General features: G+C 77.0%; 11 protein-coding genes. 1 reads left to right on the forward strand and 10 read right to left on the reverse strand.

The window, feature by feature from the left end:
- The first annotated feature begins 24 nt into the window (after positions 1-24).
- On the forward strand, positions 25-816 hold the full coding sequence (locus JYK04_RS34720; RefSeq protein WP_189742012.1) for an ATP-grasp domain-containing protein: 792 nt from the start codon (positions 25-27) through the stop codon (positions 814-816).
- Here JYK04_RS34720 and JYK04_RS34725 read toward each other — a convergent pair.
- The 10 genes from JYK04_RS34725 to JYK04_RS34770 form a co-directional block, all read right to left on the reverse strand.
- Complete coding sequence (locus JYK04_RS34725) at positions 807-1730, reverse strand: SDR family oxidoreductase (protein WP_189742011.1); 924 nt, start codon at positions 1728-1730, stop codon at positions 807-809. The genes JYK04_RS34720 and JYK04_RS34725 overlap by 10 nt on opposite strands.
- Positions 1705-2976 carry an MFS transporter gene (locus tag JYK04_RS34730; protein ID WP_189742009.1) on the reverse strand — a complete coding sequence of 424 codons (1272 nt, stop codon included), beginning with the start codon at positions 2974-2976 and terminating at the stop codon, positions 1705-1707. Before JYK04_RS34730 ends, JYK04_RS34725 begins: the two co-directional genes overlap by 26 nt.
- 24 nt (positions 2977-3000) lie before the next feature.
- Entirely contained in the window at positions 3001-4275 is a 1275-nt protein-coding gene (locus JYK04_RS34735; protein WP_189742007.1) for an alkaline phosphatase family protein, read from the reverse strand.
- A gap of 62 nt (positions 4276-4337) precedes the next feature.
- The gene (locus JYK04_RS34740) at positions 4338-5387 is read right to left on the reverse strand and encodes a galactokinase (protein WP_189742005.1); all 1050 of its coding nucleotides are present in this window, start codon (positions 5385-5387) and stop codon (positions 4338-4340) included.
- On the reverse strand, positions 5384-7249 hold the full coding sequence (locus JYK04_RS34745; protein WP_229876108.1) for a class I SAM-dependent methyltransferase: 1866 nt from the start codon (positions 7247-7249) through the stop codon (positions 5384-5386). Before JYK04_RS34745 ends, JYK04_RS34740 begins: the two co-directional genes overlap by 4 nt.
- Entirely contained in the window at positions 7246-8421 is a 1176-nt protein-coding gene (locus JYK04_RS34750; RefSeq protein ID WP_189742139.1) for a glycosyltransferase, read from the reverse strand. The genes JYK04_RS34745 and JYK04_RS34750 overlap by 4 nt, the downstream gene beginning before the upstream one ends.
- Positions 8422-8423: 2 nt before the next feature.
- A complete protein-coding gene (locus JYK04_RS34755; RefSeq protein WP_189742004.1) occupies positions 8424-9260 on the reverse strand; it encodes an alpha/beta fold hydrolase in 837 nt (278 codons plus the stop codon).
- Positions 9261-9267: 7 nt separating this feature from the next.
- Complete coding sequence (locus JYK04_RS34760; protein WP_189742002.1) at positions 9268-9588, reverse strand: acyl carrier protein; 321 nt, start codon at positions 9586-9588, stop codon at positions 9268-9270.
- Positions 9578-14191, reverse strand: coding sequence for a type I polyketide synthase (locus JYK04_RS34765; RefSeq protein ID WP_189742000.1), 4614 nt, complete (start codon positions 14189-14191; stop codon positions 9578-9580). The genes JYK04_RS34760 and JYK04_RS34765 overlap by 11 nt, the downstream gene beginning before the upstream one ends.
- Positions 14184-20993 carry a type I polyketide synthase gene (locus tag JYK04_RS34770; protein WP_229876106.1) on the reverse strand — a complete coding sequence of 2270 codons (6810 nt, stop codon included), beginning with the start codon at positions 20991-20993 and terminating at the stop codon, positions 14184-14186. The genes JYK04_RS34765 and JYK04_RS34770 overlap by 8 nt, the downstream gene beginning before the upstream one ends.
- Between the last annotated feature and the right edge of the window lie 67 nt (positions 20994-21060).

A 21060-nucleotide genomic window follows, 5' to 3' on the forward strand; every position in this document is an offset into this window, starting at 1 on the left:
CGCGGGCCGGGCCATCATGGCCGCATGACCGGTGATCGTGTTCTGCTCCTCGCCCCCCGCGCCTCCGACACGCGGCTCCGCCTCGCCGAGGCGGCCGCCGGGCGCGGGCTGCGCGCCGTGACGGCGGAGGGCTGGAGCCCGCCCGACGGTGCCCGGGGCGCCGGGCGCACCCACCTCTACGGCGGGCCGCTGCTGGCCGACAAGGTGGCCCGTGAACTGGACGTCACCGCGCTGGAACCGCCCGCCGACTGGCTCGCGCGGCTGCCGCTCGCGCTGACCGGGCGACGGGTCGAGGCGGTCACCCTGGCCGAGGCCCGGCGACTGCGCCGGCCGGCCTTCGTCAAACCGCCGACCGACAAGTTCTTCCCGGCCCGGATCTACCCGGACGGCTCGCGGCTGCCCGGCCCGGACGCGTTCGACGACGACCTGCCGGTGCTGGTCAGCGACATCGTCCGGTTCGACCGCGAGTACCGGCTGTTCGTCCTGGACGGGGCCGTGCACGACGGCAGCCGCTACGCGGTGGGGCCCAGGCTCGACCCGGCGCCGCTCGCCCTGGACCCGTACGCGGCGGAGGTCCGCGCCTTCGCGGCCGAACTGCTCGCGGCGGCCGACGGCTCACTGCCGTCGGCCGCGGTGGTGGACGTCGGCCTGCCGGACGGCGGCGGATGGGCGGTCATCGAGGCCAACCCGGCCTGGTCCAGCGGAGGGTACGCCTGCGACCCGGAGCGGGTGCTCGACGTCGTGCTGCGGGCCGCCGGACCCACGGCCGAAACCGCCCCGGCGGACCTGCCGTTCGCCCGGGCCGCTCAGCGGTAGCCGGTGGTGTCCGCGGGGCGGTCCGGGTCCTGGACCTCGACCATGTAGCGCCAGGCGTCCGGGCGGCTGCCGTCGAGGTCCGTGAAGCCGTACTCCCGGGCGAGCTGCCCGCTGGAGAGGGACCGGCCGTTCCAGCGGGCCACCTCCGGGTCCGCGGCGAGCGCCGCGACCGCCCGGCCCACGTACGACGGGGTCTCGGAGATGGCGAAGTGCGGGACCTCGGCCAGCGCGTCCCGCCAGTTCGCCTCCGTCACCCCGAAGGTGTCGAGCATCATCTCCGAGCGCAGCCAGCCCGGCGTCAGCGCCACCGCCGTGGCCCCCCGCGGCCCCAGCTCGTGCCCCAGCGCGAACGCCATCCGCAGCACCGAGGACTTGGCGATGTCGTAGAAGAAGGACACCCGGTAGCGGCTCGCGTTGTACTCGGCGGTTCCGTCCGTCATCTCCACCACCAGACCGCCCGGCTCGCGCAGCAGCAACGGCACCGCGAAATGGCTGGTGATGGCATGGGTCTCCACGGCCAGCCGCATCAGCCGCAACCCCTTGTCCAGGTCGTGCTCCCAGACCGTGCTGTCCCACTCGAAGAGCAGCTCCCCGCCCCAGATGTCGTTGACCAGGACGTCCAGGCGGCCCTGTTCCGCGTCGATCCGGCCGACCAGGGCCTCGACCTCCGCCGGCACCAGATGGTCGGCGACCACCGGGATCCCCCGCCCGCCCGCCGCGGTGACCAGCTCGGCCGTCTCCTCGATCGTCTCGGGCCGGTCGTACTCCGACCGCCTGCCCCGGGTGCTGCGCCCCGACACGTACACGGTCGCACCCCGCGCGCCCAACTGGACCGCGATGCCCCGGCCCGCGCCGCGCGTCGCCCCGGCCACGAGGGCCACCCTGCCCTCAAGAGTTCGCTGTGTCTCCGGCATGCCCCGACCCTACGACGGACACCGCCGCCAGCGAGAGCGACAGCCCGGCCGCCGCCAGAGCCAGCGCCGGGCCCGGCCCCCACAGCGTCCAAGCCGCCCCGAACAGCAGGGAACCCGCGAACCGGGCCAGTGCCTGGGCAGTCTGGAGCACCGCGAGCCCGGTCGTGCGCAGCCCGGCGGGCAGCAGCGGCCCGGCCGCGGCCATCAGCACCCCGTCGGTGGCCGCGTAGAACAGGCCGAGCGGCGCGAGCACACCGACGACCAACAGCGCCCCCGCCCCCGCCGCCGGTACCGGGGCCAGGAGCAGCAGGCAGGCGCCGAGCAGCAGCACGTGCCCGCCGAGGAAGACCCGGCGCCGACCCAGCCGGTCGGCGAGCCGGCCCACGGGCAGCGCGGCCAGCAGGAAGACGGCCGCCGTGCCGACGGGCAGCAGCGGGAAGTACCCGGCCGACAGGTCGAGCCGGCGCTGGAGCAGCAGGTAGAGGAAGGCGTCGCCGACGGTGAACAGGCCGAGCACGGCGGCGGTCACGCACAGCCCGCGCAGGCCGGGCAGGCGCAGCAGGGTGCGTACCGGGAGCGGCGCAGGACGGGTCCGGTCCGGCGCGGGGGCGGGCGCCGGGGCCTCGCGGACGAAGAGCGCGAGCAGCACCACGCCCAGGACGGCGACGCAGCAGCTCACGGTGAACACGGCCGCGTAGCCGTCCACCGCCACCCACAGCACACCGAACGCGGCCAGCGGCCCCAGCAGGGCGCCCGCCGTGTCCAGCGCCCGGTGCACCCCGAAGGCGCGGCCCTGCTCCCCGGGCGGCACGGACAGCGAGATCAGCGCATCGCGCGGGGCGGTGCGCAGGCCCTTGCCGGTCCGGTCGGCGGCGAGCACCGCCGCCACCGACCAGGGGGTGGCGACGGCGAGCAGGGCCGCCTTGCAGGCGGCGGACAGCGCGTAGCCGGCGCCCGCGACGAGCTTGTGGCGCCGGGTGCGGTCCGCGATCCGCCCGCCCGCGAGGCGGAGGACCGCGGTGGCGCCCTGGTGCAGACCGTCCAGGGCGCCGAACGCGAGCGGGGACATGCCGAGTCCGGCCATCAGGTACAACGGCAGCACGGCGGTGACCATTTCCGCGGAGACGTCCGTGACCAGGCTGACCAGCCCGAGCGCGAACACCGTGCCGGGGACGGCCCGCAGGGGGCCCTTCGGGGCCGGGGTGTCCCCGGCGACGTCCGAGGCCCGGCTGGTCGACAGGTACACGGATGCCTCCAGAGCGGGCCGGGTCTAGAACCAGTTGACGGTGAGCGGGAACGCGGCGGTGACGGTGGTGCCCGTGGCGTCGGTGGCGGTCGCGGTGACCTGGACCGTGCCGCTGCCCCACGGCTTGCCGCTGATCCGGCCGGAGCCGGCGTCGACGCTCAGGCCCCAGGGCAGGCCGGTGGCCGCGTACCGGACCGGAGGTCTGCCGCCGGTGGCGCTGAGCTGGATGGTGCAGGACTGGTTGAACTTGCAGGTCTGCGGCCCGGGGTCGGCCAGTTGCAGGCCGCCCGGGGTGGGGGTGGGCGTGGGCGTCGGGGTCGGGGTCGGCGTGGGGGTCGGAGTGGGCGTGGGCGTGGGGGTCGGGTCCGTGGAGGTGTCGAACACCTCGGTGATCGGCTGGACGCCGGCCGCGTTGCCCGCGTGCGTCGCCGTGCCGAAGAGGTCCTCGAACGTCCGCAGCAGGTGGTGGTGGTTGAAGGCCGTGGCGTACTTGCCCGTCCTGACCTTCGCGCCGTGGAAGACGGTGGCGATCTGGTTCGAGCCCAGGTAGTTGTCCTCGTCCCAGGTCAGCACCAGGAGGCTGTTGTTGGCCTTCGCCCACTGCGCGTAGGCGTCGAGGTTGTTCCTCGTCCAGGTGTCACCCGTGGAGACCGAACACGAGTGCATGTCGTTGCACTGGTTGGGGACCACGAACGACAGGCTCGGCAGCGCCGCGAAGTTGTTCTGCGGGAACTGCGCCCAGGTCTTGCCCGTGTTCAGCGGCACGTTCTTGAAGGCGAACCACGGGTTGTGCTTCTGCGCGTACTGGCCGTTCGTGCAGGCCGTGGACCCCTCGCCCGGCAGGTCCTCGTTGTACGTCGCGAAGGTCTTGCCGGCCGCGATCAGCTCCTGGCCGAGGTTGGCCGCCGTCATCGACTGCGGGGTGTAGCAGCCGTCGCCCGTGATGCCCTGCGTGGCGCCGGAGAAGAGGTTGAAATAGTTCGGCTGGCTGGGGTGGGTCAGCGCCTTCATCCCGGTCAGGCTCGCGCCGCCGTTCGCCAGCTGGTTGATGTACGGGGCGTTCGCGCTGCCGATGATCTCCCCGTACTGCTTGTTCTCGTACACGACGACCACCACGTGGTCGTACGTCGGCAGCGCGGCCGCCGCGGCCGGCGCGGCGGCGGAACCGGGCACGGCCGCCTGGGAGTTGGCCACGGTGAAGGCGCCCAGCAGGCCGAGCGCGCCGATCCCGGCCACGAGCGCCGGCCATCGGGCCCCGCGTCTCGCACGCGCCGTCGGTGAGGGTCGAAGGGTGGGCATGGGTGTTCTCCTCCTCGGTGTCGCCCGGGTCCGGACCCGGGTCGTGGTCGTGGTCGTTGCGGTCATTCCTCGCGCCGGGCCGCACCGGCCACGGCGATGTTCAGGAACCGCGGTACGGGCCGCCCCCGGTCGCGGAAGTCCTCCGCCACCGCCGCCCGCACCGCCGCCAGCCGCGCCCGGGGCAGCAGCACCAGCACGCTCCGCCCCGGCTCCCGCCCCTGCCCGGGCGGCCAGGCGCTCAGCGCCCCGGCCCAGCGGGCGCAGGCCACGGCCCGCGCCAGCTCCCGCTGCCGGTCCGCGGCCTCCCCTCGGACGGCGACCAGCACCAGCCGCGCTCCCGACGCCGCCGGGTCGAAGTCGACGTACCGCCGGCGCCGCCGGGGTTCCGCGCTCAGCAGCAGCGCCCGGCCGGACCGGGCGAAGAGCACCGCCCGGCGCAGTCCGTCGTCCCCGTCCGGGAGCGCTCCGGCCAGCAGCAGGGCCAGCTGCTCACGGTCCGGCCGTCCACCCGCCCCCGCGTGTGCGTCGACCACCGCCAGCGCCACCGCGCACTCGGCGGGTTCCGCCGTGGCCAGCCCGGCGGCGCCCGTGAGCGAGCCCTGCACGTGCAGGTCGCTCCCGCCGGTGCCGTACCCGGCCCGGGCCAGGGCCCGCAGCACCGCGTACGGCCGGGCCGCCCAGGCGGGAGCGGCGGGCGGCGGCCCCGACAGGGTCAGCGGCAGGTCGCAGCCGTCCGCGGGATGGCCGAGGGAGCTGAGCCGCACGAGGCCGTCGGTGCGCGGGGCCGCGGCCGCGGCCGTGGGCCAGCCGGCCGCCGCGACCAGGCCGGGGGAGCCCAGGTGGAAGGCGTAGGGGGCGCTCCACACGGCGGCCGCGGGCCGCCCGTGCGCGGCCTCCAGGGCGTAGGCGACGAGCCGGAACAGCGGATCGGCCGTCGCCCGCCGGGCCAGGTCGCCTCCGGCGCGGTCGGCGGTCCCGGTGGCACCCGCCGGGTCGGTGGGCCGCCCCGGCGGTACGGCGGCGGCGGATGCTCCCGCCGTGCCCCGGCGGAGTGCCGCGGAAGGGGGCCGCTTCCCCGCGGGCGGTCCGGCGTGGCCGGCCGCGCCCGTCACCGCGTGTCCTTGCGGGCCAGCATCCGGTAGGCGTTCCCGCCGTCCGTGCGCCGGGCCGCCGCCGTGCGCAGCGTGTCGAGCACCGCCGCGGCGGCGAAGCACGGCAGCGCCGCCACCCGTACGGCGTGGCCGAGGAGCCGGACGCGCGGCGTGGGCCCCGGACCCCACGGCCGGTCCGGATCCGGGGCCAGCCGCGTCGCCGCGAGGGCCACCGCGCCGAAGAAGTCGTTGCCCTGGTGGGCCGGTCCGTGCTCCTCGGCGACGACGGTGAACCCCCGGTCGGCCAGCGCCTCGCGCAGATTGACGGCCGGCATCAGGTGCTGGTGCTGCGGCTGGAACCAGGGCAGCCAGAACGGGCCGAGCAGCCGGGCCATCCGGGACTGCGGATCCGGCAGCTCGATGGCCAGGAACCCGCCGGGGGCGAGCACGGTGGCCGCCGCGTCCAGCTCGGCGAGCGGCTCCCGGGTGTGCTCCAGGTAGTGGTACATGCTGACCACCTCGTACCGGCCCGCCAGCTTCGACGCGAACTCCGGGAACTGGCCCAGGTATCCGGTCTCCACCCAACCGCGGCGCTCGGCCTCGCGCACCCCCTCGCCCATGTCGAGCCCGTCGAACCGGGTCAGCGGCCACACGTCCCGCGCCGCGTTGCAGAAGTGGCCGTGCCCGGTGCCGACATCGAGCCAGGACGCCGGATCGGCGTGCGGGACGAGCATCTCGGCGCGCCCCCGGTAGGCGGCGCCCAGCCTGCCGAAGACCGTGCCCGCGCCCTCGCCGCCGCGCCCGTCGTAGAAGTCCCGGTAGTAGAACTCCAGCCCCTCCGGGCTCAGCCGGGGGTTCTGGAAGACGTGCCGGCAGTCCTCGCACCGCTCCAGCGTGAAACGCCCCGGCTTGCCCTGGAGCAGGTCGGACACCCGGACCCGGACGGCGAGCCGGCCCGAGCCGCACCACGGGCAGTCCGTGCGGCGCGGTTCGAGGAAGCGCCCGGTCCCCGACGCCAGGTCCTCCCGGTAGGCGGCCGCCCGCGCCGCCTCCGCCGCGCGGTCCGGCGCCGGGTCCCGGCCGGCCGCCGCGGCCGTACGCAGCCCCGCGCCGAGGGAGCGCACCGGCCGGGCCGCGGTCGCCCGGCCCAGACCGGCGGGGCGCAGCGGGGAGCCCGGACCGCCGAGGACCAGGTACGGCTGGAGCCAGTACAGCCCGGCCGCGGCCGCGCCCCACCGGCCCTGGCGTACGGCGACGCCCGCGAGCAGCGCCAGCCCGCCGAGCTGCGCGGCTGCCAGCGCCCCCGGAGGCAGCCCCTGGGCCCGCAGCTCGGCGGCCCGCGCAGGCCCCCCGGGCTCCCCGGCCGCACCGCAGCGCAGTCCGGGGGCGACGGCCAGCCCCGTGGAGTCGGCGGCGTACTCCTTCAACCGGCGGGTCAGCGCGAGGAGTTCGGCCGGGTCACGGCGCGGACCGCCCGGATCCACCCCGGCCCGGTCCAGCACCTCCTCGGTGACGAGCACGGCGAACCCGGCCCCGCGCCCCGCCGCGAGCCGGTCCTGCCGGTAGCGGGCCGGGTCGACCAGGCGCAGCAGCCCCAGCGCCCGCTCGGCGGGCAGGTCCGCGGGCAGCAGGTCCAGTACCCGCAGGCCCTCCCGTTCGGCGAACGCGCAGGCGGCGAGGAAGGTCGCCGGATCCGGCTCGACCCCCCGGGCGGTGAGCAGCCGCCACCCGGCGGCGCGCGGCACCCCGGCCGCGGCGGGCGGGGTCACCGGCAGCACCGGGATCGCCCGCAGCCGGCGCCCGGCGCGTACGGTGCCCGCGCCGAGGGCGGCCAGCAACAGGACGGAGGTCCACGGGACCTTGGAGAGCGGGGGTGGCGTCACAGCAGTTTCTCCAACCGGTCGGCCGCGGCGGCGGCCCCGCCCGCCGCGGCGAATGAGGCCTGGATCCGCCGGGCGGCCCGGCGGGGGCCGGGGTCGTCCAGCACGGCCGTGAGCGCGTCGCGCAGTTCCTCGGCCCGGGTCCGGCCGAACCGCACCCGGACTCCGGCCCCGGCCAGGGCCACCTGCCGGGCCACGATCGGCTGGTCGTCCCGGATCGGGGCGACGACCAGCGGCAGCCCGTGCGCGAGGGCCTCGCAGACCGTGTTGTGGCCCGCGTGGCAGACCACCGCGTCCAGGTGCGGCAGCAGCGCCGGCTGCGGGACGCTCTCCTGGAGCAGGAGGTGGTCCGGTGCTTGTCCGATCAGGGCGGCGGGCGCCGCCAGGACGAACTGGACCTCCCCGGCGAGCCGTTCGGCGGCGCCCAGTACGGCGCCGTAGAACCGGGCCCCGGCCGCCTGGTTGAGGGTGCCCAGGGACACCAGCACCCGCCGCCGCGCCGGGTCCAGGCGCTGCCAGGGGAATCCGGGCGCCGGCGGACGGGCTCCGAAGGCCGGCCCCACGAAGGCGTAGTGGGGCGGAAAGCCCTGCTCCGGGCCCACGAGCTCGGGAGTGGAGAAGACCAGCACCAGTCGTTCGGAGAACCGCGGGTCCCAGCCCGCGCGGCCCCCCGGGTCCCGCGCCGCGCCGAACTCCGCGAGCAGGCCGGAGATCTGCCCGGCCACCCACTCCCCGACCTTCGGGAAGTCCGCGAAGGGCCGGGTCAGCTCCGCCGAGGTACTGGCCGAGGTCACCCACGGGACTCCGAGCCGCCGGGCCACCAGCGGCCCGGCCAGGGCCTGCTGGTCGGCGACCAGCACATCCGGACCGAAGGCGCGCACGGCCCGCTCCACGCCCGGCACCATCGCCCGGGCCAGCGGCACCAGCGCCTCCTCCCACAGGAACCGCAGCGCACCGACCCCGCGCAGGTCGCGCCAGCTCTCGTGCAGCGCCGCGTACCCGCCGGAGCCCGGCTCCTCCCCGGCGGGCAGGATCCGGGCCTGCGCGGGCAGCAGCCGAGCCAGCGCCGAGGCCGGCCCCGTCCAGGCGATCTCGTGCCCCCGGGCGGCCAGTTCGGCCCCGACGGCCACGGTCGGGTTGACGTGCCCCGCCAGCGGCGGCACGGTGAACAGCACCCTCACGGGACCAGCGCTCCCACCCGCGGCCCCGCCGCCGTCGCCGCACCGGCCGTCGCGTCGAGATGGGCGAGCACGGTCTCCCGCAGCACCCCGCTGCTCTCCTTCAGGACGTCGTGCCCCAGGCCCGGCAGGATCCGCAGCGCACCCCGCAGGGCGTGGTGCGCCAGCTCCCGGCCGCCCGCGAGCAGTTCGGAGTGCTCGCCGCAGACGACCAGCACCGGGCAGCGCAGCCGGGCGTGGTCCGCCGGGGTGAAGACGCGGCTCGCCGCGATGTCGTCGATGAGCGTGGTGCGGTTGAGGAGGGCGTCGGCGATGGCCGTCAGATGGGCGGCCTTGCGCAGGCGCAGCGCGGCCAGCTCGGTGGGGACCGTGCTGTCCTCCAGGCTCAGCGCGGCGGCCGACAGGGTGTCCACCATGTTCTCCACCCAGGCGCCGCCGAGCGGCGGTTCGAGGAGGGTGAGCCCGGTGACCAGGTCCGGCCGGGCCAGGGCGGCGTGCAGGGCGAGGGTCCCGCCGTAGCTGTTGCCGACCAGGTGGACCGGGCGCCGCCCGAGGTCCAGTGCGGCGAGCAGGGCGAAGAGGTCCCGTACGGCGGTGCGGCTGTCGTAGCCGGACCCCGGACGCTCGGTGCGTCCGTGGCCGCGCAGGTCGTAGAGGACGGCCTCGTGGCCGGCCCGGGCCACGGGCAGGGCCAGGGGGCAGTAGAAGGAGGACAGGTTGTCGACGACCAGCCCGTGCAGGAACACCACGACGGGCCGGTCGGGGGCGGCGGCGCCGGCGGTGGCCGGGAGCCGCTGTACGTGGAAGCGCAGGGAGCCCGCGCGGACGAAGGCCATGGCGGGCTCAGCCGGCCGACGCGGCGGGGGACCCCGCCGCGGCCCGGGCCAGGGAGGTGTGGGTGATCCGGCCGATGTGGGTGACGAGTTCGCCGACGGACATGGCCAGGATGGCGTCCATGTCCTTCTCGGCCAGGAAGCCCATCAGGTCCACGTCGGCGCCGTAGCGGTGGTGGAGCAGCTCGGCGAGGGCGACGAACTCGATGCTCTCCAGGGCGAGGTCCTCGTTGAAGGTCGTCTTCATCGTGACCTCCTCCGCGAGCAGGTACTCGTCGCCGACGATCTCCACGAGCATGCCGGTGATCTCGGCGAGGATGTCAGTTGCCATGACGGGCCTCCGTGAGGGGAAGAGGGACGGGTACGGGGGAGGGCGCCGCGAGGTCGGCGGTCCAGGCGACGACGTGATCGGGCACGGGGTCGGTGAGCGGGTCGGTGAGCGGTGTGGTGAGCGGTGTGGTGCGGACCGGGTACGGGTCCCCCTCGGGGGAGGTCACGAGCAGCGCGCCGGAATCCGGGTCCCCGGCCACCCGCCAGTCCCGCGGCCGGCCGCCCAGCCCGGTCCCGGCCGCCTTGGCCGCCGCCTCCTTGGCGCACCACAGGGCGGTGAGCGCGGCGGGCAGGCCGGTGCCCTCGCGGGCGGCCAGCCCCTCGGCGAGGCCCAGTTCGCCCGGCCCGAGGGCGATCCGGATCAGCGCGTCCGGGTCCGCGGTCACCTGCTCCACGTCGATGCCGACCGGCCGGGCCGGGTGGGCCAGCGCGACCGCGAGCCGGTCCTTGTGGGCGATCGACAGCCGGAAGCCGCCGGTCAGCGGCGCCCCGGCCACCGGCCGGCCCGCCGGGTCGCTGCCGATCGGCACCTCCGCGGGGAACACCGGCCCGGCCCCGCCGTCCCACAGAAGCTGCCGCAGCGCGTCCTTGGCCGCGATCCGGCCCAGCAGCCAGGGCGCCCTGGCGCGCGGCGCCAGCCGCTCGTAGGCCGCCCGCTCGGCGGCGCCGAGGTAGCGGCGCATCACCAGTTCCTGCGAGGCGGGATCGTTCCAGCGGCGCCGGGCCAGGCACCAGCCCTCGGGCCGGGGCTCGCCGATCCCGCACACCTCCGGGGTGAACTTCATCGGCCAGACCCGCTCGTCGGCGCCGAACCGGCGGTACGTCCACCCCTCGATCCGGGCCCACACCCCGCCGCCCGCCCCGCGCAGCTCGACGTCACCGCGCACGGTGACGTCCTGCACCGCGCGGATCCGGGCCGTGGCGGTCACCAGCTCCCGCGGAGCGGGCGGGGGCCCGTAGAACCGGATGCGGTCGACGGTGGCCGGGAACACCAGCCGGTCGACCGGCAGGCGCAGCTGCATCCAGTGCCCGAAGAGCTGCCCGGCGGCGTCGAGCAGCGCCCCCGGGTCGGGCAGGGCCCGCAGGACGCCCCGGATGCCGTCCGAGCCGACGGACCGCACCTCGTGCACCCCGGCGAAGCGCGGGCCGTGGAACATCCACCGGTCCCGGTACAGGGCCTCGGCGCTGACCGGGGCGGGGGCGGCGTCGCGCAGCGGCGTGCCGTCGGGCGCGGGCGGCTGCCCGTACCGCTCGCCGAGCAGCACGACCACCGAGGCGTACTCCCCGAGGCCGACCCGCATCCGGCCCGGCCCGTCGCCGCGGACGGTGACCTCGACGTCGACGGCCGGCTCGACCGCCAGCCACCGCAGGGCCCGTACGTCCTCGTACCCGACGACGGCGAGGCCGGGCGGGGCGTGCCGCCGGGCGGCCCCGGCCGCCAGCTCCAGCATGGTGGTCATGGGCACGACGGGGAACCGGTCGGAGTCCTCCGGCCAGCCGTCGGGCTGGAGGTACACGCAGTGGTCCCGTACGTAGGGGAGCGCGGCGAGGGACAGCCGCAGGAGCTGCTTCCCCTCGGCCCTTCCCGAACCGCCGAGGTCCCGGGCGGGCGGCGGGGCCGGCGTCGGTGCCGGTGCCGACGGCGGCAGCGGCGCCTTCGGCGGTCCTGCGGCCGACCAGGCCTCGGTCACGGCCCGGGCGGCCGAGCCCGCGTCGGCCAGTACCGCGTCCAGGGCGGACAGCAGTACCGGGCGGGCCGCTCCGGCCGGAGCGGACAGGGGTGCCGCAGGTCCCGCGGGCCGGGCAGGGGCCGGGCCCGGAGCGAGAAGGCCGCTCAGGGAGGTGCGGGCCGTCTCGCTCAGGCGGACCAGCGGGGACCCCAGCCGCAGGGGCACGCGGAGTCCCGGTCCGGCGGGTGCCGGCTGCGGCGCGGCCGGGCCGGGGCGCGGCGTCGAACCGGCCGCCGGGGCCGCCTCGGCCAGGAGCCCCCAGCGCGGCGCGTGCCCCTCGGCCCAGAGCGCGGCGCACGTGCGGCGGAGCGCCGACAGGCCCGGCAGGCGCGGGGCGGAGGTGGAGACCGAGAGGTGCGGGCGCTCGCGCAAGGTGTCCTCGACGAAGCCCGGCAGGCTGCCCGGGCCCAGCGTGACGAAGCCGCGCACGCCCTCCTCCTCGTACAGCCGCAGGATCAGCTCGCGGAAGCGGACCGGCTCCAGCAGGTGCCGTACGACCAGGTCGCGGACGTCCCCCGGCGCGGACGGGAACGGCGCGCACGTGGTGGCCGACCACACCGGGAGCGACCCGGGCCGCAGCGGCAGCCGGTCGAAGGCGGCGCGGACCTGCCCGAGGTACGGCTCCCACATCGGGGTGTGGAAACCCGAACGGAACGGCAGCTCCTGACCGAGCACCCCGTCCCCGCGCAACCGCGCCACGGCGGCGGCCACTTGTGCCGGATCCCCGCAGATCACGGACTGGTGGGGGCAGTTGTCGTGGCTGACCACCACCCGGTCCAGGTCGTGGAGCGCGGCCCGGGCCCGCTCCGCGCCGCAGCCCAGCGCCGCGTACACGAGGTCGGGGACCCGGAGGTCCCTCGGTCGCAGGCAGCCGAGGAAGGTGTCGGCCGCCTCCTGCGGGTACATGCCGGCGGCCACCATCGCCGCCCACTCGCCCAGGCTGTGACCCGCCAGCACATCGGCCTCGACGCCCAGTTCGGGCAGGACGCGGGCGAAGAAGCGGCCCGTGGCGATCGCGTCGAGGGCCCGCTCCACGAGGGACCCGCCACGGGTCAGCCGGGGAGCCGCAAGCCCGAACCGCTCCGCCACGTCGTCCACCACGGGCGCGAACTCCGGCTCCAGGCCCGGGAACAGGAACGCCACCCGGCCGCCCAGCGGCTCCGGGGCGAACCACACGTCCCCGCGCCCCCGCCACGGCCGGCCGCGCGCCACCACCTTGGCGGCCAGCGCGAGCCGCTGGGGCGTGGGCCCGACCACCGCGACCCGGCAGGGTCCGTCACCGCCGGACACCGGGACGGCGGACGCCAGCCGGGCCGACAGCTGCGCCGGGGTGTCCGCACCGATGAGGAGTACGCCGCCTCCCGCGGCCGGCCCCACCGGCACGGCCGGGCTTCCCAGCGGCAGGAACCGGCGCACCGGAGCCGGGCGCGAGGCCGTCGGAGCCTCCTCCAGCACCACATGGGCGTTGATCCCGCCGAAGCCGAACGCGTCGACCCCGGCCCGGCGCGGCTGCGGCCCGCGCTCCCACGGCTCGGCCGCGCCCACCGGCCGCATCCGGGTCCGGGCCAGGTCCGGGTGCGGCTCCTCGAGGTGCAGCGTCGGCGGCAGCACCCCCTCGTACACGGCGAGCGCGGCCTTGATCAGCCCGGCCATGCCCGAGGCCTGCATGGTGTGCCCGAGCATCGACTTCACCGAGCCGAAGCCGATCCCCGGTCCGTCACCCGGCCCGGGTGGGCCGAACACCTGCGCCAGGGTGTCCAGTTCGGCCGCGTCCCCGACCGGGGTGCCCGTGCCGTGCGCCTCCAGCAGGCCCAGCGCCCCCGGCGCCCGCGGATCCAGCCCGGCCTCCCGCCAGGCCCGTTCCAGAGCCTGTACCTGGCCCGCGACCAGCGGGCTCATCAGGCTCGCCGCACGGCCGTCCCCGGCCACACCCGTGCCGCGGATCACCGCGTACACGCGGTCGCCGTCGCGCTCCGCGTCCACCAGCCGCTTCAGCAGCACCACCCCGGTGCCCTCGGACAGCAGGGTTCCGTCGGCCCGGCGGTCGAAGGGCCGGATCCGCTCGCTCGGGCTGAGCGCCCGCAGCTGCGTGAACACGCTCCACAGCGTCGCGATGTGACAGTGGTGGACCGCCCCGGCGACCACCGCGTCGCAGCGCCCGGCGGCCAGCAGCCCCACCGCCTGGTCCACCGCCAGCAGGGAGGAGGCGCAGGCCGCGTCCAGGGTGTAGGCGGGCCCGCGGAAATCCAGCCGGTTCGCGGTCCGGGCGGCGGTGAAGCTCGGCACCAGCCCGATCGACGCGTCCGGCCGCTCCGGCCCCAGCGCGTCCTGGAACGCGGAGCGCACCGCCGCGATCCGCCGCTCACCCAGCTCCGGCGCCAGCTCCCGCAGGGTCTGCGCCAACTGGTGTGCGGTACGCACCCGTTGGTCGAGCCGCGCGGTGGCCACCCCCATGAACCCGCCGCGCCCCAGCACCACCCCGATCCGCGACCGGTCGGCGGGCAGCCGGGCCTCGCCGCCCGCGTCGGCGATCGCCTCGGCCGTCGCGTGCAGGGCCAGCAGCTGGTCCGGCTCGGCCCCCTCCACGGCGGCCGGCATGATCCCGAACCGGGTCGGGTCGAAGGTGGCCAGACCGTCGACGAAGCCGCCGCGACGGCAGTAGAACCGGTCGCCCGCCCCCGGCCCGGTGGCGCCCCGCGGGTCGTAGTACACCTCGGGGTCCCAGCGCTCCGGCGGGACCTCGCCGACGCAGTCGGTACCGGCGAGCAGATTGCGCCGGTACGCGGCCAGGTCGGCGGCGCCGGGGAAGACCGCGCCCATCCCCACGATCGCGGCATCGGTCGGGCGCGGGCCGCGCCGCTCCGCGTCACGCATCGCCCCGGCCCTCCTCCGCCATCAGGACCACCTGTACGTCGCTCCCGTACGCCAGTTCGCCGAGGAACGCGGCGGTCCCCGCCTCCGGCGCGATGAGCGGGATCCCCCGCCGGGCGTACGCACGCTCCAGCTCGGGGGTGACCATCCCGCCCGCCTCCGCCGCCCACGGCCCCCAGTCGACGGACAGCACCCGGCCCGGGAAGGACTCCGCCCAGGTGTGCGCGAGGCCGTCGAGGGCGTCGTTGGCCGCGGCGTAGTCGCACTGGCCGCGGTTGCCGTACACCCCGGCGACGCTGCCGAACAGGGCGAGGAACCGGGGCGCGGGCCCATCCCCGTGCTCGGCCGCGGCGGCGGCCAGGTGGCGGGCACCGGCCACCTTCGTGGTGAACACCGCGGCGAAATCGTCCGGCCGCTTGTCGCGCAGCAGCCCGTCCCGCAGCACGCCGGCGCCGTGCACGATGCCGTCGAGGCGGCCGTGGCGTTCCCGTACGTCTGCCACGACGGCCCGTACGGCCTGCTCGTCGGTGACGTCCGCGCAGTGGTAGCGGACGGAGGCGGCCGCCGTGGCGAGGGCGGCGAGGGTGGCCCGTACCTCGCGTTCGGCGAGGATCCGCGAAGCCGCCGCCTCGATCTCCGCGGGCGTACGCAGCCCTGCGGCGATCAGGGCCGCACGCAGCGCGACCCGGTCCTGGGCCTGGGCGAAGCCGTCGTCGGCGGTGGCGGGTTCGGGGGTGCGGCCGACCAGTTCCACATGGCATCCGGTGGCGCGGGCCAGCGCGAGCGCGGTGCGGGCGGTGATCCCGCGGGCCCCGCCCGTGAGGAGGACCACCGAGCCGCGGTCCAGGGGCGGTGGACCGTCGGACGCGCGCAGTGGGGCCGGTACGGGGCGGCGGGTGACACGGGTTCCCTCGGCGGTGTAGCCCACGGAGGCTGAGGGGGCGCCGTCGGTGGCACCGCCCTCGGTGGCGGTGCTCAGTTCCGCCACCAGCTGCGCCGCGATGCGTTCCGGGTCCTCCTTGGGGTGGATGTCCACGGCGCGGACCAGCGTGCCGGGGAATTCGAGGGCGGCGCTGCGGGCGAAGCCGTGCAGACCGGCGCCGGGGGTGCCGGGGCCGGTGACGAGCAGCAGCCGTGGGGTTCCGGTGGTCAGAGCCTCCCGCAGCCCTGGGAAGGCGTCGGGCAGGACCGGCCCGGCGGTGGTCCGCAGCGCGGAGAGGTCGACGAGGCCGTCGAAGCCGGGCCCGGCCGAGGGCAGGGCCGTCGGCTCGGCGCCGAGCGCCTCCAGGGCTGCCGCCAGGGCGGGGGCGAAGCCCTGGCCGTCCTCGACGAGGCCGATGCGCAGGCCGCGCAGGGTCTCGGTGGCGCCGTCGGCCGCCGGCGCGGGCACGAGGTCCACGCGGAGTCGGATCAACGGGGGTGGCAGGGGCGCGCCGCCGGGCGTTTCGGAGGCGCCGCCGGGCGTGGCCGGTGCGGCTGCTGCGGGTGTGCGGGCGGTGATCCAGTCGACGATGCCGCGCAGGGTCTTGATCCGGGACAGCTCCTCGACCGCGGACTCGGCGGAGCCGTCGCCGTCCGGGTCCTGGGGCAGACCGATCCGGTCGGCGAGGGCGCCGATGATCTCCACCCGCTTGATGGAGTCGATGGAGAGGTCCGCCTCCAGGTCCAGTTCGGGGTCGAGCATGTCGCGGGGGTATCCGGTGCGGGTGTGGACGATCTCCAGGACGAGGTCCATGACCTCCTCGGCGGTGCGGGGGCCCGGCGGTGCGGGGACGGGGCCGGCGGGGTCGGTGGGGTGGGCGGTTCCGGCGGCGCCGGGCGCGCGCCGGGGCGTCTCCTCGGGCGCCGAGCGTGGCGAGGGGTCGGAAAGCGCGGCGGCAGTGCGTTCGGCGCCCTGCGGGGATCGCCCCGGCCCACTCCCGGCCCCACCGGCCCCGCCCCGGGGATCCGCCGGCCCGGAGCCCAGGTAGCCGAGGAGGACGTCCCGCTGGGCCTCCACCAGTTCGCGGGTGCTCCGGAGATACTCCAGTACCGTCTCCTCCCGGCCATCCGTCGTCCCGGGTACCGTCACCCGGCGGGCCGGGCGGAGGCCGCCCGGGACCGGGGCGCCGTCCGCGGTGCGGACCAGGTGGCCGTCCACCAGCCAGCCCGGTCGCCGCGGGGCGTGCTCCGGGAGGCGGGAGGCGCGGCCGCGGAAGAGGGCCTGTGGTGCCACCGGAACGCCTGCCGCCATGAGTTCGGCCACCGCCGTGACCAGCCTGAGCAGGCCGTGCTCGCCGGGCACGTCCAGCGGGACCACCGTGTGCGGCCGGCCGTGCAGGATCCGGCCGACCAGACCGGAGAGGACCCGGCCGGGGCCCGCTTCCACGAACGTCCGGACACCGGCCGCGTACATGGCCTCCACCTGCTCGACGAACCGGACCGGCTCCGCGACCTGGCGTGCGGCAAGGCTTCGTACGTCTTCGGGCGTTGTCGGATACCGGTCCGCCGTCGTGTTCGACCAGATCTGGGTGTGGGGAGTCCATATCGGTGTCGTCGCCAGTTCCGCTGCGAGGCTTCCGGCCGCCTCGGCCACCACCGGGCTGTGGAAGGCGCAGGCCACGGGGAGGGGGTCGGCCGAGAGGCCTGCCTCGTGCAGGGCCGTCACCGCCGTGGACACGGCCGCCGTCGGGCCCGAGATCACGCACTGCCGGGGCGCGTTGTGGTTCGCCACCACGCACCCGGCGCGGGCCGCGATCTCCCGTACCTCCTGCGGCGCGGCCGACACCGCCGCCATCGACCCCGGATCCGCGCCGGCGGCCGCCACGATCGCCGCGGCGCGGCGCGCGCTCAGCCGCAGCAGGCTCTCCGTGTCGTAGGCCCCGGCCGCCCACAGTGCGGTGAGCTCCCCGTACGAGTGCCCGGCGACGCAGTCCGGCCGTACGCCGAGCTCGCCGAGCAGCAGGTGCGCCGCCGCCCCCGCGAGGCCGAGGGCCGGCTGGGCCACGCGGGTGTCGGTCACGGCCGCCCGCTGCGCGGCCCGCCCCTCGGCGGTGAACGCCGCCGGCGGGAACATCGTCGACACCACCGGGGCCGGGGCCGAGTCCAGCAGGGCGCGCAGGGCGGGGAAGGCGGTGAAGAGGTCGGCGAGCATGCGCGGGCGTTGGCTGCCCTGACCGGGGAACAGGAACGCCACCTTGCCGGGCTCCGCCCCCTCCTCCCGTACGTGGACCCCCGCGCCCGGGGTCAAGGTGCGCGCCTGCGCGAGGCGGGCCGCCAGTTCGTCGAGGTCGGCCGCCACCACCGCGACCCCGGTCCGGCCGGGGGCCGCGGCGGTCTCGGCCGCCAGGTCCCGCAGGGCCCAGGGGCGCCCGGCCGCGTCGTTCTCCTCCAGTCGTGCCGCGAGCCGGGCCATCGCCCGGTCCACCGCCCGCCGGTCCTCGCCGCGGAAGCAGAACAGCTCCGCCGGCCACTCCTCCCGTCCGTGCCGGGGCTCCGCCGATCCGGCGTAACCGGTGAGGACGGCGTGGTAGTTGGTGCCGCCGAAGCCGAAGGCGCTGACCCCGGCGATCCGCCGCTCCGCGGGCACCGGCCAGGGCCGGGCCTCGCTGTCGAAGGAGAACGGGCTGGTCCCCGCCCGCCAGGCCGGGTTGGGCGTGTCGATGTGCAGGGTCGGGGGCCGCACGCCCGTGTGGACCGCCCGGGCCGCCTTGATCAGCCCGGCCAGCCCCGCCGCGCACTTGGTGTGCCCCAGCTGCGATTTCACGGAGCCCAGTGAGCAGGCTCCGGGCTCGGCCCCGGACGCGGTGAACAGCTCGCTCAGCACGGAGAGTTCGGTGCTGTCCCCGACGACGGTTCCCGTGCCGTGCGCCTCGATCAGGCCCACCTCGCCGGGCGTGATGCCGGCCCGCGCGTAGGCCCGCTCCAGTGCCCGCCGCTGCCCTTCCGGCCGGGGTGCGGTCAGGCCGAGCGACCGGCCGTCGCTGGCGGCGCCCACCGCCTTGATCACCGCGTACACGCGGTCGCCGTCGCGTTCCGCGTCCGCGAGCCGCTTCAGGACGAGCGCGCCCACGCCCTCGCCGAGCGCGATCCCGTCGGCGGCGGCATCGAAGGGCCGGCAGCGCCCGCCGGGCGACAGGGCGCGGACGGAGGCGAACATCAGGTAGTCGTTGATGCCGTTGTGTACATCGGCGCCGCCGCACAGGACCATGTCGCTGTCGTGGTCGCGCAGTTGGCGGCAGGCGAGGTCGAGCGCGGCGAGCGAGGAGGCGCAGGCGGCGTCGACCGTGCAGTTCGCGCCGCCCAGGTCGAGACGGTTGGCGACCCGCCCGGCGATGACGTTCGCGAGGATCCCGGGGAAGGAGTCCTCGGTGAGGCGCGGCAGCTGCTCGTCCAGCTCGGCCGGGAGATCGCCCAGGTAGGCGGGGTGCAGCGCGCGCAGCCCGTACGCGCCCGCGAGTTCGGTACCGGCCTCCGCGCCGAAGACCACCGAGGTGCGGGACCGGTCGAAGGCGCGCTCCTTGCCGTAGCCCGCGTCCCCGAGGGCCCGCGCCGAGATCTCCAGGGCCAGCAGCTGCACGGGCTCGATCCCGGCGAGCGAGGCGGGCGGGATGCCGTGCGCGAGGGCGTCGAAGGGCACCGGGCCGAGGAAGCCGCCCCAGCGGGAGGGGGTGCGCTCACCGGCCCGGGCCTGGTCGGCGTCGTAGTAGAGCGCCGGGTCCCAGCGTTCGGCCGGCACCTCGGTGACGGCGTCGGTTCCGGCGAGGACCATCGCCCAGTAGGCGGCCAGGTCCGGGGCGCCCGGGTAGGCGCAGGCCATCCCGACGATCGCGATGTCGAGCGGGTCGGCCGTCCGCCGTGCCCCCTGCGCCGACGGCCCGAAGGCGGCGAGTTCACGGGCCCGCCGCTCCAGCAGGGCCGTGGCCCCCTCGGTGACCTGCGCGTGCAGCGCCGCGATCGTGGTGGTCGCCGTGCGCAGGGTGGCGGCCTGGCCCAGCATGAACAGCCCGTCCGTCCGCTGCTGCTCCTCGGTGACCGGTTCGAGGCCGGTCCCGTCGGGGCTTCTGCGCAGGCCCTTGCCGGCGATCCGCAGCCGCCCCAGGTTCAGCCGCTCCAGCTCCTCCCACATCGCGCGCGGCTCGATTCCGCTCTCCGTGAGCCGGCGGCGGGTCGCCTCGAAGGCCGCGGCGTACGGGGTGTCCGCGCACCGGGTGGCGTGGCCCGGCGCGGTGTGCAGCAGGACGGTGTCCGCGCACTCCACCGCCGTCCGCTGGAAGCCCGGCCGGATCGCACCCGCAGCCACGGCCTCCTCGGTGAACAGGTAGGCGGTGCCCATGAGTACGCCGATCCGGGCTCCCCGGGCGGCCAGGGGAGCGGCGGCGGCCACCGCCATCGCGGCGGACCGCTCGTCGTGGATGCCGCCCGCGAACAGCACGTCCAGGGCTTCGGGTTCGGGGCAGGCGAGCAGGCGTTCGATCTGCTCCTCCCAGAGCGGGAAGGAGGCGCGCGGCCCGACGTGGCCGCCGCACTCCAGCCCCTCGAACACGAACCGCCGGGCCCCCTCGGCGAGGTAGCGCTCCAGCAGGCCGGGCGAGGGCACGTGCAGGTGGGTCCGGATGCCGGCCGCCTCCAGCGGGGCCGCCTGCGCCGGGGTGCCGCCCGCGATGATCGCGTAGGGCGGGGCCGCCTCGGTCACGGCGGCCAGTTGTTCCCGGCGCAGCTCGGGCGGGGCGAAGCCGAGCAGGCCCACGCCCCAGGGGAGGTCCCCGAGCCGCTCGGCCGTCTCCGCCAGCAGCCGGCGTACGGCGGGGCCCTCCATGACCGCGAGCGCGAGGTACGGGACCCCGCCCGCGGCGGCCACCGCCGCGGCGAAGGCGGCCTGGTCGCTCACCCGTGTCATCGGGCCCTGCGCCACGGGGTGCGGCCGCCCGAGCGGCCGGGCCCGCACCGCCGCTTCCAGGTGCCCGGCGACTGCCGCCCGTACGGCCTGCACGACGCCGCCCGTGGTCCGGTACCGGGCGGCCAGCCGGGCCGCCGAGGCCCCGTCCTGCCCGACGGGCAGCAGCTGGGTCCGCAGGTCGCGGGCGCCGAGCAGGGCGGGTACGGGCCCCTCGGGCGGGGTCAGGCCGGGCCGTGCGAACACCCGGTGCCCGTCGGCCGTCCGGGTCTCGGAGCCGTCCATCGCCCGCAGCGCGGCGGTGACTTCCTCCGGGAGCCCGGCCTCGCCCTCCCTGGTCAGGGCCAGTTGTACGTCGAGCAGTACCCCGGCGGCCCCGCCCGCGACGGCCGCGGCCGCCGTGTGCGGTCCGATCCCGCCGCAGGCCCGTACGGGCACCCGGACCGCGGGGTCGCCGAGGAGCTGCTGGAGGAGGACGAAGGTGGTGGCCGGGCCCACCCGGCCGGCCCCCTCATGGCCCTTGGCCACCAGTGCCTCCGCCCCGGCGGCCACGGCCGTCCTGGCCTCGGCCGCGCCGGTGACCTCGGCCCACACCCGGGGCCGCCCGGCCGCCGCGGCCCATGCGGCGACCCGCTCGGGGGTGTACGCGGCGGGGTCGGCGAGCAGGACCGTGTCCACCGCGGCGGGCAGCTCCCCGGGGCCGAGCGGGCAGCCGGCCGGCACCCGCACCCCGTACCGGGCGCCGCCGCCGAGCCGGCGGCCCAGCTCCGCGAATCCGCGCCGCGCGGCGTCGGCGTCCCGGCCGAGGTCGAGCAGGCCGAGGGCCCCGGCGCGTTCGGCGGCGGTCACGACGGCCGGGTGGGGTTCCTCGAAGGGGCTGACCGCGACGACGAGGTCACGGGTGACGGCGGGCTGCGGGTGGGGGGTCACGGGCGCTCCTCTTCCAATGCTGTGGGACATGGCGGAGTGCAGGACGAAAGAACGGGCGAGCGGGCGA

It is taken from the genome of Streptomyces nojiriensis, from assembly GCF_017639205.1.
GTDB classification, from domain to species: domain Bacteria; phylum Actinomycetota; class Actinomycetes; order Streptomycetales; family Streptomycetaceae; genus Streptomyces; species Streptomyces nojiriensis.

Coding starts and splice junctions, on each gene's coding strand:
- JYK04_RS34755 (WP_189742004.1), bottom strand. CDS start 9,260: ATGGCCTTCGTCCGCGCGGGCTCCCTGCGCTTCCACGTACAGCGGCTC.
- JYK04_RS34720 (WP_189742012.1), top strand. CDS start 25: ATGACCGGTGATCGTGTTCTGCTCCTCGCCCCCCGCGCCTCCGACACG.
- JYK04_RS34760 (WP_189742002.1), bottom strand. CDS start 9,588: ATGGCAACTGACATCCTCGCCGAGATCACCGGCATGCTCGTGGAGATC.
- JYK04_RS34765 (WP_189742000.1), bottom strand. CDS start 14,191: ATGCGTGACGCGGAGCGGCGCGGCCCGCGCCCGACCGATGCCGCGATC.
- JYK04_RS34725 (WP_189742011.1), bottom strand. CDS start 1,730: ATGCCGGAGACACAGCGAACTCTTGAGGGCAGGGTGGCCCTCGTGGCC.
- JYK04_RS34735 (WP_189742007.1), bottom strand. CDS start 4,275: ATGCCCACCCTTCGACCCTCACCGACGGCGCGTGCGAGACGCGGGGCC.